We start from the raw sequence: 15,628 nt of genomic DNA, 5'->3' as shown, positions 1-15,628 counted from the left end.
CGCCCGGACCAGGGCCTGTCAGGCCCTAGACCTGTCAGGCCCTAGAGCCGGCTGAGCGAGGCCGCCGCCGACAGGACGTCGCGGATGGCCTCCCGGTCGCCGTCCTGGCCGGCCGCGGCCTCCTCCGGCGAGATGTGGCCGGCCACCAGCTGGCAGAACTCCACCCCGTCCATCGCGACCTGCGCCACCGCCCGGTCCGGCGAGCCGACCGCCGCCGGGGAGTCCAGCGCGATGTACCAGTGGCCGCCGCCCGCCCCCTCGACCTCCAGATGGAGCGAGCGGCCGGGCGCGCCCGCCGCGACGAGGTGCCGGGCCGGGGCGGCGAGGCCGCTGCGACGGCGACCGGCGAGGGCCGCCGGGAGCAGCCGGGCCGCCAGGTCGATCATGCCGTGCAGATGGGCGCCGCTCGGCGGGGCGTACGGGTACGCCACCGCGTTGGCGATGTCGTCCGCGTGCAGCCAGCACTCGAAGGCCCGCTCCAGGAGCGAGTCCCGCAGGGGCAGCGCGAAGTCCTTGTAGGTGACCGTGAGGTCGCCGACGCCACGGCCCGCGAAGGACACCGTGCGGATCAGCGTGTGCGTCTGGTCACGCCAGGGCCCGCGCAGCGCGCGGTTCGGCGGCCGGTCGAGCGCCGACCAGAACGCCTCGGTCCGCTCCGTCGGCGAGAGCTCGGGCACGCCCGCGCCCAGCGGGTCCTTGATGCCGAGCGCGGAGCTCACCAGGCCGTCCACGGCCAGGAGGTGGCCGATGACCCCGGCGACGGTGGTCTTGCGGCGCACCAGGTGGTCGTCCTCGTACCACTTGAGCCGCACCGGGGCGTGCCACTCCGACTCGCCGATGTCCCGGAGCAGAGCGTCGAGCCGGGCGGTCTCCGCGTCGTACGGGGTGACCCACTCGGGTACCGGTACGCGGGCGGGGCGGCGGCCCAGGCAGTTCTCCAGGACCCGGGACCGCAGCAGCGGGTCGAGGTCCAGGTCCCGGTCCTCGTGGAGCAGCGCGACGGCGTCCCGCAGCCGCAGGGCCTCCTCGGCGCAGGGCGCGCACTCGGTGAGGTGGTCCTCGACGGCCTTCGTCTCCCCGGCGGAGCACGCCGAGAGCGCCCAGGCCCCGAGGAGGGACTTGAGCACGCGGTGCGTCAGCTGGGGCACGTCCGGCGGTTCGTCGGCTTCCGCCCCGGTCTCCGGGACCTCCGGAGGCATCGGGGGCGCAGGGGCGGTCGGGGCCGGCGGGGTCACAGGGGTCGGGTCCGCCGTCAGGTCCGCGTGGTCGTCCGCCGACCGGCGCGGGCCCGGTATCCACGGGGCGCGTGCGACGTCGTCCGCGTCGCCGTTCGCCCCCGTCACAGCGTCCGCCCGTAGCCGCCGGGCGGTGAGGAGCCCTCCAGGGGGCGGGTGTTCGCCGAGGAGAGCAGCTGGAGCCCGAGCCGGAGGCGCCGTCGCGCCTCGTCCTCCGTGACCCCGAGGTCGGCCGCGGTCTGGCGGTAGTCCCGCCGCTGGAAGTAGGCCAGTTCGAGCGCGGCCCGCAGCGGCGCCGGCATGGAGGTCACGATGTGCTCCGCGCGGGCCGCGACATGGGCCCGCCGCACCTTCTGCTCCAGCTCCTCGGCGGAGCCCTGCCCGGTCTCCGCGTAGGCCGTCGCCTCGGCCTGCCGCAGCCGGTGGACGGCCTGCCGCTGGGTCAGCCTGGCGACCCACGACCGCATGTTCCCCTGCTTGGGGTCGTAGTCGTCGGGGTTCTCCCAGATGTAGCCGAAGACCTCGCGGGTGACCTGGTCGGCCGCGGCGTCGTCGTCGAGCACCCGGTGGGCGAGGCTGTGCACGAGCGAGGCGAACCGGTCGTAGAACTCGCCGAGCGCGGCGGCCTCTCCGGCGGCGAGCCGCTGCTGCATCTTGCGGTCCCAGCGCGGTGGTGTCTCCATCGCCATGCGAATCCTCCGTCCCCTGCCGGTCCTTGAGCCTCGAGTCCTCGTTCTCGTTCTTCTCTCCGAACTCCAAAGTAATGCGCCGTGCCGACAACGCACGTCCGTTTGCCGCAAGTGCGCCCTTGACGAGGGTCTGGATGGTAAGGAAAGCGCCATACCTCGGAGAAGGGGTTTCGGCCGGTCGTGCCGGGGCAGGCGGCGACCGTGACGACGATCGAGGTCGACGAGGACGAACACGGCCCCTGGACGGTGCTGAGCATCCGGGGGGAACTGGACCTGGTCACCTCCCCCCGGATACGCCGCCGCGTCCACGACGCCGTCGCGGGCGGCCGCCACGACCTGGTCATAGACCTGTCCGCCGTGCGGTTCTGCGACTCCAGCGGTGTCGGCGTCCTCATCGCCGCCCGCCGCCTGCTGCGCTCCTGCGGCGGCCGCCTCCGCCTGATCCTGCCCGAGGCGGTGGTCGAGGGAGGCGGCGACGGCCACGTCGACCGGGTGCTGTCCGCCCTCGGCGTCCGCCGCCTCTTCGAGGTCTACGGGGACGTCCCGGCGGCGGTGGAGGAGGTCAGCTGATCGACCGGATCGTGCTCCAGGAGCCGGTGCCGACCGTGGTGCGGGGGCCGTCCACCGGGGTCCCCGAGGCGCCGGTGCCGCCCGCGTAGAAGAGCAGGGTGCCGGTGCCCTCGTCGGTCGTCGCCCACAGGTCGGCGACCCCGTTCAGGTCGGCGTCGGCGCCTCCCGCGAGCAGCGGGCGCGCGGTGACGCCGTAGCCGTGGCCGTACGCCACGCGGTGGTCGAAGGTCCCGTCGTCGTACCCCCGGTAGAGCCAGAGGTCGCCGTTCCCGGTGTGCCGGGCGAGCAGGTCCACGCGCCCGTCCCGGTCGGCGTCGCCGGGGGAGGTCAGCGTCATGACGTCCCAGCCGCCGGCGCCGATCAGGACGGGCGCCGCCACGGCCGGAGCGGAGCCGCGGACCCCGGCGCGCAGCCAGAGACTGTCGTCGTACTGGAGGACCGCGTCGGGGTGTCCGTCGTGGGTGACGTCGCCGACGCCCACGACCTTGGTGTCGGTGGGCAGTCCGGTCGCGACCGTCACGGGCGCGGTGATCGAGCCGTCGCCGCGGTTGGCGTAGACGCGCAGTTCACCGCCGACGCGGGCGAGCACGTCCTCCGTGCCGTCGCCGGTCCAGTCCCCGCGGTGCGCCACGGAGGCCGTGGACCAGCCGCCGGTGCCGATGACGTCGTGGGCGCCGGGCAGGCCGCCGGTGCCCTGGCCGTGGTAGAGCCGCAGCTTGCCGGCGTCGTCGACGGCGACGAGGTCGGGCGAGCCGTCGCCGGTCTGGTCGCCGGGGACGGGGGCCGGGCGGCGGTAGCCGATGACCGGGGCGTGATCGGAATAGCCGTTCGAGGGCTCGGCGTCGACCAGGCGGTTGTGCGTGGTGTCCAGGAGGGAGTGGTCGACGGTGCAGGACACGAACCGCTGTCCACCGGGCCGCTCGGTTCCGAAGAGGTGGTCGATGCGGCTCCAGTGCGGCTGGGCGGCGGCGTTCTCCCAGTGGACGGAGGTGTCGTCGTCGTTCCGGCAGCGGCCGAGGGCGGTGGCGATCGGCTCCAGGGCTGCCGTGGTCTCGCGGTAGTTGAAGTCGCCGCCGAGGACGACACCGGTGGCGAGCGCCGACGTGAGGTGGTCGCGGACGGTTTTGCTCTGCCGCTCTGCCACGGTGCTGTCGCTGTCGATGAGGTGCGTGGTGCAGAGCTTGTCCGTGAGGCCGGTGACCCGTGCGCAGAGCAGGGGAAGCCGGCGCTCGGAGACCCCGGCGGGGACGGTCTCGACGCGCTCGACGGGGCCGTCGAAGGTTCCCTTGACGGCGAGCAGGACGCCGACCGTGCCGCCCAGAGCGGTGCCGCGGCACGCCGATTCGGGCTTGAGCGAGGTGTGGGTTTCGTCGACGTAGTCCGTGGCCCTGTTCCCGGCGGCGTGCGCGAGGGACCAGCCGGGGCCGAGGCGGGCGGCGAGCAGGGCCATGTGGCTCTTCTCGGCACCCGGCGGCGGCGTCGTGCCCTGGTAGCCGCAGGCCTCCTGGAGCATCACGACGTTCGCCTGGTGGGCGTCGACGAGCTTCTTGACCTCGTCCATCTTGAGACCGGGCTCGTTGCGGTACGGGCAGTAGCCGATCTTCCCGCGGTCGCTGCCGGCCTCGCCGCAGATGTTCCAGCTGATGACACGTACTTCATCGGCGTAGGGAGCGGTCGCCGTCGGCGCGGATGCCGTGGCCGTCGCCGCTGCCGACGTGGTCGTGACCGCCGTCGCTGTGGTCGCCGCCGTCGCCGGGCCCGCCGCCGGTATGCCGAGCAGCAGGCCCGCGACGGCCGCGAGGCCCGCCGCGAGCGCGATGGGTCGTCTTCTCATGTGGTCCCCCTCCGGTTCCGCGGGTGGGAACCCGCGGACGATTCCCGGGGATCATAGAGCGAAGATCACCGAGCGCCGAAGCGCTCCCTGAGCTGGTACTTGAGCACCTTGCGCAGGGTCTCGTTGCGGGGGAGGGCGGCCACGACCTCCAGTTGTTCCGGGAGTTTGTGGACGGAGAGGCCGGCCTCGCGGAGGAAGGCCGTGACCGCCGGCAGGGTCAGCGGGGCGGCGCCCGGCGGCTGCTCGACGACCGCGCAGACGCGTTCGCCGCGCTCGGGGTCCGGGAGGCCTATGACGGCCGCGTCGCCGACGTCCGGATGGCCGTGGAGGAGGTCCTCGATCTCCTTGGCCGAGATGTTCTCTCCCTTCCGGATGATGATGTCCTTGATCCGGCCCGTGAGGACCAGATGGCCGCTCGGGGTCAGGTGGCCGACGTCCCCGGTGATGAGGAAGCCGTCCTCGTCGAAGGCGGCCGCGGTCTGCGCCGGGTCCAGGTAGCCCTGGCAGACGGCCTCGCCGCGGAGCCGGACCTCGCCGTCGCCGGTGCCGTCGCCGGTGATCCGGATCTCCATGCCGGCGGGCGGGCGGCCTTCGGTGGTCGCGAGGTTCTCGGCGGTGTCGTCGGGGTCGCCCATCGTGATCATCGGGACCTCGGTCATGCCGTACCCGTGGGTGAGCTGGCAGCCCAGCTCCTTGCGTACCGCGTGGTAGATCTCCGGCGGCTTCGGCGCCCCGCCGCCCGCGAGCAGCCGCAGGGTGGGGATGACCGGCTCGCCGGGCCGTGCGCGCTGTTCGGCGAGGAACATCGCGTAGAAGGCGGTCGAGCCCCCGGCGACGGTCACGCCGTGCGCGCGGTACTCGTCGAGCGCCTCGGGCAGCGCGAACTGTTCGAACATGACGGCGGGGAATCCGTACAGCAGGAGCATCACCGTGTAGTCGGGCCCGGCGATGTGCGCGTACGGGAAGGCCATCGAGCCGACGTCCTCGGCGGTCAGCCGCAGGGCGTGGGCGAGGCAGGAGCCGCCCGCGAGGAGCGAGCGGTCGGTGTGCAGGACGCCCTTGGGATCCGAGGTCGTGCCGGAGGTCCAGTAGATCCAGCGGACGTCGGTGCCGGAGGAGGGCGGCGGGGGAAGCACCGCCGGGTCGCCGTCGGGCAGCGACTCGGGGTCGTACGCCTCGAAGATCCCGTGCGCGCCGAGCCGCCGGGCCATCTCCGTGTGATCGAAGCCGCGCCACACGCCGGGGACGGCGAAGTACTCGGCCCGGGACTCGCGCAGCGCGAAGCCGACCTCCTTGTCCCGGTAGAAGGGGATCACCGGCGTCTGTACGGCGCCGAGGCGGGCGAGCGCGAAGGTGAGCACCGCGGTCTCGATGCGGGTGGGCAGCTGCCAGGCGACGACCGTGCCCGGCCGCACCCCCATCCCGTACAGCCCGGCGGCGCAGCGCTCGGCGCGCTCGCGCAGTCCGCCGAAGGTGAGGACGCGGTCGCCCTGGAGCAGGACGGGCCGGTCGGGGGTGAGGGCGGCGCGGCGTTCGACGAGCTCCCAGAGGGTGCGGGACTCCCCGAGGGCGTGCGCGGTCTGGTCCAGGGCCGTATCCATGACCGTACTCCTCTTGGCTGACGTTCCGTCAGATAGTGCGGTGAGCGTAGAGGCCGGGCGCTTGTCGGTCCAGGGGTGCGGGGCTAGCCTGATCCCGTCAGATCTGACGGTCCATCAGAAAGCGCCATGAGAGACATGGAGGGGTCATGACGGAACTGCCCCGCATCATCAGCGTCGACGACCACGTGATCGAGCCGGCCCACCTCTTCGAGACCTGGCTGCCGAAGAAGTACCGCGACCGCGGCCCCAGGCCCCTCACGGCCGGCATCGGCGAGCTCGCCTACGTCGCCGGCAAGTACCAGATCACGATGGACCCCGAAGGGCCGCCCACCGACTGGTGGATCTACGAGGACCTCAAGTTCCCGTACAAGCGCAACATCGCCGCCGTCGGCTTCGACCGCGACGACATGACCCTCGAAGGCATCACGAGGGAGGAGATGCGCCGCGGCTGCTGGGACCCGGCCGCCCGCCTGAAGGACATGGACCTCAACCACGTCGAGGCCTCCCTCTGCTTCCCCACCTTCCCCCGCTTCTGCGGCCAGACCTTCGCCGAGGCCCAGGACAAGGAGGTCGCCCTCGCCTGCGTCCGCGCCTACAACGACTGGATGGTCGAGGAGTGGTGCGGCGACAGCGGCGGCCGGCTCATCCCGCTCTGCATCATCCCGCTCTGGGACATCGACCTGGCCGTGGCCGAGATCCGGCGCAACGCCGCCCGGGGAGTCAAGGCCGTCACCTTCTCCGAGATCCCCACCCACCTCGGACTCCCCTCCATCCACTCCGGCTACTGGGACCCCTTCTTCGCCGTCTGCCAGGAGACCGGCACGGTCGTCAACATGCACATCGGCTCCAGCAGCCAGATGCCCGCCGCCTCCCCCGACGCCCCGCCCGCCGTCCAGGCCTCCCTCAGCTTCAACAACGCCATGGCCTCGATGATGGACTTCCTCTTCTCCGGCGTCCTCGTGAAGTTCCCCCGGCTCAAGCTCGCCTACAGCGAGGGCCAGATGGGCTGGATCCCGTACGCCCTCGAACGCGCCGACGACGTGTGGGAGGAGCACCGCGCCTGGGGCGGCGTCCGCGACCTCATCCCCGAGCCGCCGTCCACGTACTACTACCGGCAGATCTTCTGCTGCTTCTTCCGCGACAAGCACGGCATCGCGTCCCTCGACGTGGTGGGGAGGGACAACGCCACCTTCGAGACCGACTACCCGCACGTCGACTCGACCTTCCCGCACACCAAGGAGGTCGCCCTCGACCACGTCCAGGGCCTCGACGACGAGACGATCTACAAGCTCATGCGCGGCAACGCCATCCGCATGCTCGACCTGGACTTCGACCGGGGCATCCGGGGCGTCGGCTGATGGACCTCGCGTACAGCGCGGAGGAGGAGGAGTTCCGGGCGCGGCTGCGGGCCTGGCTCGCGGCCGTCCTGCCCACCTTGCCGCCGAGGCCCGACCCGCTCGACTGGCCGGCCCGGCGCGCGTACGACTGCGGCTGGCAGCGCAGGCTGCACGACGCCGGATACGCCGACGTCCACTGGGACGCGTCCCCCACCCAGCGGCTGATCTTCCTGGAGGAGACCGAGCTCGCCGGAGCGCCCTACGTCGGCGCCAACTTCGTCGGACTGCTCCACGCGGGCCCGACGATCGCCGCCGAGGGCACGGCCGCCCAGCGGGAGCGCTGGCTGCCGCCGGTCCTGCGCGGCGACGAGGTCTGGTGCCAGGGCTTCAGCGAGCCCGAGGCGGGCTCCGACCTCGCCTCCCTGCGGACGAAGGCCGTCCGGGACGGCGACGAGTACGTCGTCAGCGGGCAGAAGATCTGGACCTCGCACGCCGAGGTCGCCGACTGGTGCGAACTCCTCGTCCGTACGGACCCCACCGCCCCCAAGCACCGGGGCATCAGCTGGCTCGCCATGCCCATGGACGCCCCCGGCGTCACCGTACGGCCGCTGCGCACCCTCGCCGGCTCCACCGAGTTCGCCGAGATGTTCCTCGACGAGGTCCGGATACCCGTCGGGAACCGGGTGGGGGACGAGAACGACGGCTGGCGCGTCACCATGGTGACCCTCTCCTTCGAGCGCGGCACCGCGTTCGTCGGCGAGGTCGTCGCCTGCCGCCGCCTCCTCGGCGAACTCGCCCGTGCGGCACGGGAGAACGGCACCTGGGACGACCCCGTCCTGCGGCGCCGGCTCGGCAGGCTCTCCGCCGAGTTCCAGGCCCTGTGGAGGCTCACCCAGGCGAACGTCAGCGAGGCCCAGGCGACCGGCGGGGTGCCGGGCGCCGGCGGGTCCGTCTTCAAGCTGCACTACTCGCACGCCCGCCAGGAGCTGTACGAGGCCGCCGCGACGGTCCTCGGCCCCGACGCGCTCGATCTCGGCCGCGACTGGACCCTCGACCGGCTGTCCTCGCTCTCGTACACGATCGCGGCCGGCACCTCCCAGATCCAGCGCAACATCGTCGCCGAGCGCATCCTCGGCCTCCCGAAGGGGCGGTGACCCCCGCCATGGACTTCCGACTCACCGAGGACCAGCGGGCGCTGCGGAAGGGGGTGCGCGAGCTGCTCGCGCGGCTCTTCGACCGGGAGGCGCTGCGGGCGGCCGTCGATTCCGGGGGCCTGGACCGGGAGCTGTGGCGGGAGCTCGGCGCGGCCGGGTTCTTCGCGCTGCGACTGCCGGAGGAGGAGGGCGGGGTGGGGCTCGGCCTCCCGGAGGCGGTGCTCCTCTTCGAGGAGGCGGGGCGGGTGCTGCTGCCGGGGCCGCTGGTCGCGACGCATATGGCGGCGGGGTCCCTGCGGGGCGCTGCGGAGGGGGAGGTGGTGGTGACCTCCGCCTCGGAAGGGCTGGTTCCTTGGCTGGACGAGGCGGATGTGGTGCTGGGGGACGTGTCGGGCGCCGTACCGATGCGATCGGTGGATCCGCTGACGCCGCTGCATCGGGTGCCGGGGCTCGTGGGCCCGGCGGAGGTCCCGGCGGCGGGCGACGGCCTCGTCGCGGCTCTGCTCACCGCCGCCGAGCAGGTCGGGAGTGCCGGGCGGACCACTGACATGGCTGTCGCCTACGCGCGGGAGCGGACGCAGTTCGGGCAGGTCATCGGGGGGTTTCAGGCGGTCAAGCATCTGTGCGCCGGGATGCTCGTGCGGGCCGAGCTCGCGCGGGCCGCCGTGCGGGCCGCCGCCGTGACCGCCGACCCCGTCGAGATCGCCGGGACCAAGCTCCTCGCCGACGAGGCCGCCACCGCGAACGCCCGTGACTGCCTCCAGGTGCACGGCGGCATGGGCTTCACCTGGGAGGCGGACGTGCACCTGCACCTCAAGCGGGCCTGGGTGCGGGCGGAGCTGTGGCTGCCCGCCGCGCGGGCCGAGGAGGTGGTGGCGGCCCGCCTGTAGCGCTCCGCATCCGCCGCGTCACGGAATGTCGATATCGGGTTGTGTCCTTCGGTGGGGCCGTCACGGCCCGGAGTCGGTCTCCGGCTCCGGTACTCTCCGTGGGATGCGAGTGCTCGTTGGCCCGGATCGTCCCGGTGTCGCCCCCGAGGTGACCCCGGGCCCGGGGATGCCCGCCGCTCGCACCCGGCGTTCGACTACCCGCAGAGTGCGTCGCACAGTATGGACCACTCGTACTCCTTCGCGCTGGAATATGCCCGAAGCGCTTGTTGCGGTGACTGTACGTCAACCATGCTGTCCCACAAGGAAATCACGTTCCGTGAAGGTGTGTCCGCCGGTTCGGATGGTGTGAGCGGTGCAGGTGCTTCAGGTTCAGTTGGAGGTCGGGCCCGACCCGGCGGAAGTGGGGCGAGCCCGGAGGTGGGCGCGTTCGCGGCTCGCCGGTTCGGGCATACAGGACGACGAGCCGCTGGCGGAGACGCTGGTGCTGCTCATCTCCGAGCTCGTGACCAACGCCGTCGTGCACACGGGCTGTCCCGCCGTGCTGCGGATGCTGTTCGCGGCGGAGGGCGGGGTGCGCGTCGAGGTCGCGGACACGAGCGACCGCCCGCCGCAGCCCCGGCACGCGGAGGGCGAGGACACCAACGGACGCGGTCTGGAGCTGGTCGACGGCCTCGCGGACCGGTGGGGCTGGCAGCGCGAGGGTGCCGGCAAGAGCATCTGGTGCGAGGTGGACCGGGCCCCGGTGACCCCTTCGGGCGGGCAGGGTGCGGTGTCACCCGGCCGGGTGCGCTGTTGACGGTTCGTTCCGTTTTGCCCACTCTGGTGTGAGCGATTCGTGGCGAGGGGAGCCGAGGGCCGTGTGCCCTCGGCGTGTGCGGGTCGTGGCCGGGTGGCGGCTCCCCCGGAGCGCTTCGCGCGCGGGGGGACCCCCATTCGCTCCGCTCGCCGTGCTCGGGGCGCGTGCGAACGCGCCGCCACCGGCAAGGATGTGTCTCAGAGGATCGCGACCGGGGCCACCGGTGTGCCCGTGCCGCCGACGAAGGGCTCCGGCATCGCGGAGAGCAGGAAGGCGTAGCGCCGCTCCTGTGCACAGGCTGTGGACAGTTCCTCCAGATTCCAGTTCTGCCCCTGGAGCATCCCCATCTCGACGAGGTCGAGGGCGTGGACGGGCAGCCAGAGGTCGTCGATCTCCGGCGGGAAGATCTCGAAGGTGAGCGTGTCGTTGGCGACGGCCGCGACGTCCCGGGCGTGGAACCACTCCGGCGTACGGACCGAGAGCCCGGGGGACGGGAAGGCGTACCCGTGCTTGTCCCCGGCCAGGTACACCTGCATCTGACCCGTCCGTACGAGGACGATGTCGCCGGACCGGACGGTGACCCCGCCGAACTCGGCCGCCTCGTCGAGGTCTTCGGGGGTGACGGCGTGCCCGCCGGGCAGCCGGTCGAGGCCCTTGGCGGCAGCCACGTCGAGCAGGACGCCCCGTGAGACGACCTGGCGGGCGGTGTGGATGCCGCTGAACTCGGCGCGGCCGTGCGCGGTGATCGTGTTGGCGGGCCGGCCGTTGTAGATCCGCCCGGAGTGCGAGGCGTGCGTCAGGGCGTCCCAGTGGGTGCCGGCCTGGAGGCCGAGGGTCACGGCGTCGTCGCTGGTGGCGACCGTGCCGGGGCCGAACAGCTCCTGGTTGACCTGGACCATGACGTGGAGCGGGTTGACGCGGCCGGGGATCATGCCGGTCTGGACGCCGTCCTGCTTGAGGTCGACGGCGAGGGGGACGCGCCGGCCCGTGCGGACGGTCGCGACGGCCTCCCGCACGACCTCGTCGGTGACGAGGTTGAGCGTGCCGATCTCGTCGTCCTGGCCCCAACGGCCCCAGTTGTTGACGCGTTTGGCGATCTCGTGAAATGCGGCGGGCAGAGACATCGGGGCCTCCGGGGTCTTGTTATCGGGTATCTGACGGACCGTAGAATCCTGACGACGAATGAATCTAACGGACCGTCAGAAACTGCGGGAGGGGCCGGGCATGGGGAACTTCTTGGCTGGCAAGGTCGTCGCCGTGACGGGCGCGGGGCGGGGCATCGGCCGCGCGGTCGCCCTCGCGTGCGCGGCGGAGGGCGCGAAGGTCGTCGTGAACGACTACGGGGTGTCGATCGAGGGTGGTGAACCGACCTCGGAGATCGCCCTCGCCGTCGTGAAGGAGATCGAGGCGGCCGGCGGCGCGGCCGTCGCCGTCGCCGACGACATCTCGACGATGGAGGGCGGCCAACGGATCGTGGACGTCGCGCTCGCGGAGTACGGGCGGATCGACGGTGTCGTGTGCGTGGCGGGCATCCTGCGCGAGCGGATGCTCTTCAACATGTCCGAGGAGGAGTGGGACCCGGTCGTCGCCACCCACCTCAAGGGCACCTTCACGGTCTTCCGCGCGGCCTCGGCGGTCATGCGCAAGCAGGGCACGGGGACCCTGATCGGCTTCACCAGCGGCAACCACCAGGGCTCGGTCGCCCAGGCCAACTACTCGGCGGCGAAGGGCGGGATCATCTCGCTCGTCCGGAGCGCCGCCCTCGGACTCCACAAGTACGGGGTCACCGCGAACGCGGTCGCGCCCGTGGCCAGGACCCGGATGTCCGCGAACGTCCCCATGGAGCTGAAGGAGATCGGGGAGCCGGAGGATGTGGCCGCGCTCGTCGTCTACCTGCTCTCGGAGCGGGCCAGGGCGGAGAGGATCACCGGCCAGGTGTACACGATCGCCGGCCCGAAGATCGCGGTCTGGGCGCAGCCGAGGGAGCTGCGCGCCGGATACGCGGAGGGCGGCGCGTGGACGCCCGAGCGGATCGCGGACTTCCTGCCCGGCACGGTGGGGACGGATCCCATGCCGATGCTGGAGCGCCTCGAGGAGATGGCCCGGGCGGCGGCGGCCGGCGAGCGCCCGAACACGGACAAGAGGAGCGGGTCATGAGGGGTGTCGTGTTCGACGGGAAGTCCGTCCAGGTCGTCGACGACCTGGAGGTGCGGGACCCCGGTCCCGGGGAGGTGCTCGTCGGGATCGCCGCCGCCGGGCTGTGCCACAGCGATCTGTCCGTCGTCGACGGGACCATCCCGTTCCCGCCGCCCGTCGTCCTCGGCCACGAGGGCGCCGGTGTCGTCGAGGCCGTCGGGCCCGGCGTCACCCATGTCGTCCCCGGCGACCACGTCGCCCTCTCCACCCTCGCGAACTGCGGCGCCTGCGCCGACTGCGACCGCGGCCGGCCCACGATGTGCCGCAAGGCGATCGGGATGCCGGGGCAGCCGTTCTCGCGCGCCTCGACCGGGCAGGCGCTGTTCCAGTTCGCGTCCAACTCCTCCTTCGCCGAGCGGACCGTCGTCAAGGCCGTCCAGGCCGTGAGGATCCCGAAGGACATCCCGCTGACCTCGGCCGCCCTCATGGGCTGCGGTGTCCTCACCGGCGTCGGGGCCGTACTCAACCGCGCGAAGGTCGACCGCGGCGAGACCGTCGTCGTCATCGGCACCGGCGGCATCGGCCTCAACGTCATCCAGGGCGCCCGGATCGCCGGTGCCCCGACGATCGTCGCGGTCGACACCAACCCGGACAAGGAGGCGGTGGCCCGGCGGTTCGGCGCCACGCACTTCCTCACCTCCACCGACGGCGTACGGGAGATCCTGCCCACCGGCGCCGACCACGTCTTCGAGTGCGTCGGTCACACCGGCCTCGTCCGCACCGCGATCGAACTCCTCGACCGGCACGGCCAGGCGATCCTCCTCGGGATGACCGCCCCCAGGGCGGAGGCGAGCTTCCCGCCCGCCGCGATGTTCCTGGACAAGTCGATCCTGGGCTGCCGCTACGGCTCCTCCCGCCCCCAGAAGGACATCGCCCTCTATGCGGAGCTGTACCGCTCGGGAGGTCTCCTCCTCGACGAGCTGGTGACGCGGACGTACCCCGTGGAGGAGTTCGCGCGGGCCGTCGAGGACGCCGAGCAGGGGAAGGTGGCGCGGGGCGTGCTCACCTTCTGAGCGGTACGGGCGTGGCGGGTTCGCGCGGGCGTGGCGGGCCCGCACGGAATTCTCTGGTGACAGGACCACCTCGGGGTTACGGTCATGGCCATGTCCTACCGCGAGCTCGCCACCCGACCCGTCCTCGCCTGGTGCGTCGTCACCGCCGCCGGGCGGCTGCCCGTCGCCATGGCGCCGCTCGCGCTCGTCTTCCTCGTGCGCGAGCGGCCCGGCGGCTACTCCCTCGGGGCCGTGCTCGCCGCCGCGTACGTCATCGGGGAGATCGTCGCCGCGCCCGTCCTCGGCCTGCGCATGAACGCCGAGCGGGCCCGGCCGCAGCTCGTCGCCGGACTCGCCGTCGGCGCCGCCGGGTTCGCCGGGCTCGGGCTCGCGCCCGACGCCCATCCCGTCGTCCTCGCCGCCTTCGCGCTCCTTGCGGGCGCGGGACCCGCCGCCGTACCCGGCGGGCTGCGCGCGCTCCTGACGAGCCTGGTCCCGGAGCGGGCCGTGACGCAGGCGATGAGCATGGAGTCGGTGCTGACCTTCGGGATCTGGGCGGCGGCGCCCGCGCTCGCCACCGGTCTCGCGCTCGGCGTCGATCCCGCCGTACCGCTGCTCCTCCAGGCCGTCCTGATGGGGTTCTCCGTGGCGGGGCTGTGGCTGCTGCCGGCCGGCTGGTCGGCCGAGCCGCAGGGCGAGGGCGCCTCGGTGCGGCGGGCGCTCCTGCGGGCCTGGCCCGTGTACGTCCTCGGGGCCGGGGCCCTGACCCTGCTCGCGCTCGCCGAACTGATCCTGCCCGCCCTGCTCGAACAGCGCGGGATCGCCATCGGCTGGGCGGGTCCGCTCCTTGCCGGGTTCTCGATCGGCTCGGCCGTCGGCGCGTTCGTGTACGGCCTGCGGGGCGGCCGCTGGCCCGGCCCGCTGCCCGTCCAGTCCGTCGTCCTGGTCCTCGCGGTGTCCGCCGGCGTCGCGCTCGTCGCGCTCCTGCCCTGGACGGCGGGGATCGCGATCACCCTGGCCGCCTCCGGCCTGCTCATGGCCCCCGCGATGCTCACCCGGAACCTCGCGCTGCGGGAGATCCTCCCGCCGTCCGCGCTCGCCGCCGGGTACTCGGTCATGTACGCGGCCGTCGGCGCCGGTTACGCGGCGAGCGGCACCCTCGCGGGCGGCCTCCTCAAGGTGGTGGCCCCCTCGACGGCGATCCTTTGCGGGGTCGGACTGACCGTGCTGCTCACGGTGGTCGGCGCGGTGGGGGAGCGGCGGTCGGCCCGCCGGGCCCCGGAGCTTCAGGAGGAGGCCGCCTCCGAGGTCCCCGATGCCTCCGACGGCTCCGGCGGCGCCGAAGAAGTGGAACGGAAGGTGCGCCGGTAGGACGTCGGGGTCACCCCGATCGCGCTCATCAGGTGCACGCGGAGCGACTGGGCCGTGCCGAAGCCCGCGTCCTGCGCGACCCGGTCGACGGGCAGCCCGGTGGACTCCAGGAGGTGCCGGGCGCGCTCGACGCGCTGCTGTGTGAGCCACTGCCCGGGGCTGACCCCGACCTCGTCGCGGAAGCGGCGGGTGAACGTCCGTACGCTCATCGCCTCCTTCCCGGCCAGGTCCCGCAGCTGGATCGGCTCGTGCAGGTGGGCGAGCGCCCACGCCCGGGCCGTGGTCGTGGTGTGTGTGCCGGCCTCGGGGAGGGGCCGCTCGATGTACTGGGCCTGCCCGCCGTCCCGGTGCGGCGGTACGACGGTCCTGCGGGCGACGTCGTTGGCGACGGCCGCGCCGTGGTCGCGGCGCACGATGTGCAGGCAGAGGTCGATCCCGGCGGCCACGCCCGCCGAGGTGAGGACGTCGCCGTCGTCGACGAAGAGGACGTCGGCGTCGACCCGCACGCGCGGGAAGATCCGCTGGAAGTGCGCGGCGGAGGACCAGTGGGTGGTGGCCGGGCGGCCGTCGAGGAAGCCGGCGGCGGCGAGCACGTACCCGCCGGTGCAGATGGAGACGAGCCGGGTGCCGGGCCGGATGTGCGCGAGGGCGGCGGCGAGCTCCTCGGTGAGCCTGCCCTCCTCGTAGACGGGGCCGAGCTCGTACGAGGCGGGGACGACGACCGTGTCGGCGGTGGCGAGGATCTCGGGGCCGTGCTCCACGTGCACGGAGAAGTCGGCGTCGGTGGGGACGGGGCCCGCGACCGGGGCGCAGGTGACGATCTCGTACAGGAGCGTGCCCTCGGGGTCCCGGGCGCGGCCGAAGATGCGGTGCGGGATGCCCAGCTCGAAGGGGAGGAGGCCGGGCAGGGCGAGGACGGCGACGCGGTGGGGCGTGGGCACGGTGGGGGCTCCTTCCGAAGCG

General features: G+C 73.0%; 14 protein-coding genes. 8 read left to right on the top strand and 6 right to left on the bottom strand.

Annotated features, from left to right (window positions below; translation table 11 throughout):
- Positions 1-41: 41 nt before the first annotated feature.
- The gene (locus SGA01_RS15900) at positions 42-1,343 is read right to left on the bottom strand and encodes a maleylpyruvate isomerase N-terminal domain-containing protein (RefSeq protein ID WP_141297158.1); all 1,302 of its coding nucleotides are present in this window, start codon (positions 1,341-1,343) and stop codon (positions 42-44) included.
- Complete coding sequence (locus tag SGA01_RS15895) at positions 1,340-1,924, bottom strand: sigma-70 family RNA polymerase sigma factor (protein WP_055641984.1); 585 nt, start codon at positions 1,922-1,924, stop codon at positions 1,340-1,342. The genes SGA01_RS15900 and SGA01_RS15895 overlap by 4 nt, the downstream gene beginning before the upstream one ends.
- 201 nt (positions 1,925-2,125) lie before the next feature.
- Between SGA01_RS15895 and SGA01_RS15890 the strand changes: the two genes are divergently transcribed.
- Complete coding sequence (locus tag SGA01_RS15890; protein WP_141297157.1) at positions 2,126-2,494, top strand: STAS domain-containing protein; 369 nt, start codon at positions 2,126-2,128, stop codon at positions 2,492-2,494.
- Here SGA01_RS15890 and SGA01_RS15885 read toward each other — a convergent pair.
- Complete coding sequence (locus tag SGA01_RS15885; RefSeq protein WP_167534111.1) at positions 2,487-4,328, bottom strand: FG-GAP-like repeat-containing protein; 1,842 nt, start codon at positions 4,326-4,328, stop codon at positions 2,487-2,489. The two genes, SGA01_RS15890 and SGA01_RS15885, sit on opposite strands and share 8 nt — an antisense overlap.
- 65 nt (positions 4,329-4,393) lie before the next feature.
- Positions 4,394-5,917, bottom strand: coding sequence for a class I adenylate-forming enzyme family protein (locus SGA01_RS15880; RefSeq protein ID WP_141297276.1), 1,524 nt, complete (start codon positions 5,915-5,917; stop codon positions 4,394-4,396).
- Positions 5,918-6,075: 158 nt separating this feature from the next.
- Here SGA01_RS15880 and SGA01_RS15875 point away from each other — a divergent pair, with 158 nt between their 5' ends.
- From SGA01_RS15875 to SGA01_RS15860, 4 genes are all read left to right on the top strand, one after another.
- Entirely contained in the window at positions 6,076-7,287 is a 1,212-nt protein-coding gene (locus tag SGA01_RS15875) for an amidohydrolase family protein (protein ID WP_141297156.1), read from the top strand.
- Positions 7,287-8,420, top strand: a complete 1,134-nt coding sequence (locus tag SGA01_RS15870) for an acyl-CoA dehydrogenase (RefSeq protein ID WP_141297155.1) — start codon at positions 7,287-7,289, stop codon at positions 8,418-8,420. The genes SGA01_RS15875 and SGA01_RS15870 overlap by 1 nt, the downstream gene beginning before the upstream one ends.
- An 8-nt stretch (positions 8,421-8,428) precedes the next feature.
- Positions 8,429-9,310 (top strand): acyl-CoA dehydrogenase family protein, encoded by an 882-nt coding sequence (locus SGA01_RS15865; RefSeq protein WP_141297154.1) that lies wholly within the window; start codon positions 8,429-8,431, stop codon positions 9,308-9,310.
- Between the two features lie 352 nt (positions 9,311-9,662).
- A complete protein-coding gene (locus tag SGA01_RS15860) occupies positions 9,663-10,106 on the top strand; it encodes an ATP-binding protein (protein WP_141297153.1) in 444 nt (147 codons plus the stop codon).
- A 197-nt stretch (positions 10,107-10,303) separates the two neighbouring features.
- Here the strand turns inward: SGA01_RS15860 and SGA01_RS15855 are convergent, their stop codons facing one another.
- Positions 10,304-11,230, bottom strand: coding sequence for a cyclase family protein (locus SGA01_RS15855; RefSeq protein WP_141297152.1), 927 nt, complete (start codon positions 11,228-11,230; stop codon positions 10,304-10,306).
- Positions 11,231-11,330: 100 nt separating this feature from the next.
- Between SGA01_RS15855 and SGA01_RS15850 the strand changes: the two genes are divergently transcribed.
- From SGA01_RS15850 to SGA01_RS15840, 3 genes are all read left to right on the top strand, one after another.
- On the top strand, positions 11,331-12,263 hold the full coding sequence (locus tag SGA01_RS15850) for an SDR family oxidoreductase (RefSeq protein WP_055641979.1): 933 nt from the start codon (positions 11,331-11,333) through the stop codon (positions 12,261-12,263).
- Complete coding sequence (locus SGA01_RS15845) at positions 12,260-13,315, top strand: Zn-dependent alcohol dehydrogenase (RefSeq protein ID WP_141297151.1); 1,056 nt, start codon at positions 12,260-12,262, stop codon at positions 13,313-13,315. Before SGA01_RS15850 ends, SGA01_RS15845 begins: the two co-directional genes overlap by 4 nt.
- 90 nt (positions 13,316-13,405) lie before the next feature.
- Positions 13,406-14,665: an MFS transporter gene (locus SGA01_RS15840; protein WP_229918059.1), complete on the top strand. Its 1,260-nt coding sequence runs from the start codon at positions 13,406-13,408 to the stop codon at positions 14,663-14,665.
- On the opposite strand, the gene SGA01_RS15835 is transcribed toward SGA01_RS15840, so the two are convergent.
- The gene (locus SGA01_RS15835) at positions 14,581-15,606 is read right to left on the bottom strand and encodes a GlxA family transcriptional regulator (protein WP_141297150.1); all 1,026 of its coding nucleotides are present in this window, start codon (positions 15,604-15,606) and stop codon (positions 14,581-14,583) included. The genes SGA01_RS15840 and SGA01_RS15835 overlap by 85 nt on opposite strands.
- Between the last annotated feature and the right edge of the window lie 22 nt (positions 15,607-15,628).

Source organism: Streptomyces gardneri (genome assembly GCF_006539185.1).
Classification (GTDB): domain Bacteria; phylum Actinomycetota; class Actinomycetes; order Streptomycetales; family Streptomycetaceae; genus Streptomyces; species Streptomyces gardneri.
This window is presented reverse-complemented; position numbering and strand designations above follow the sequence as displayed.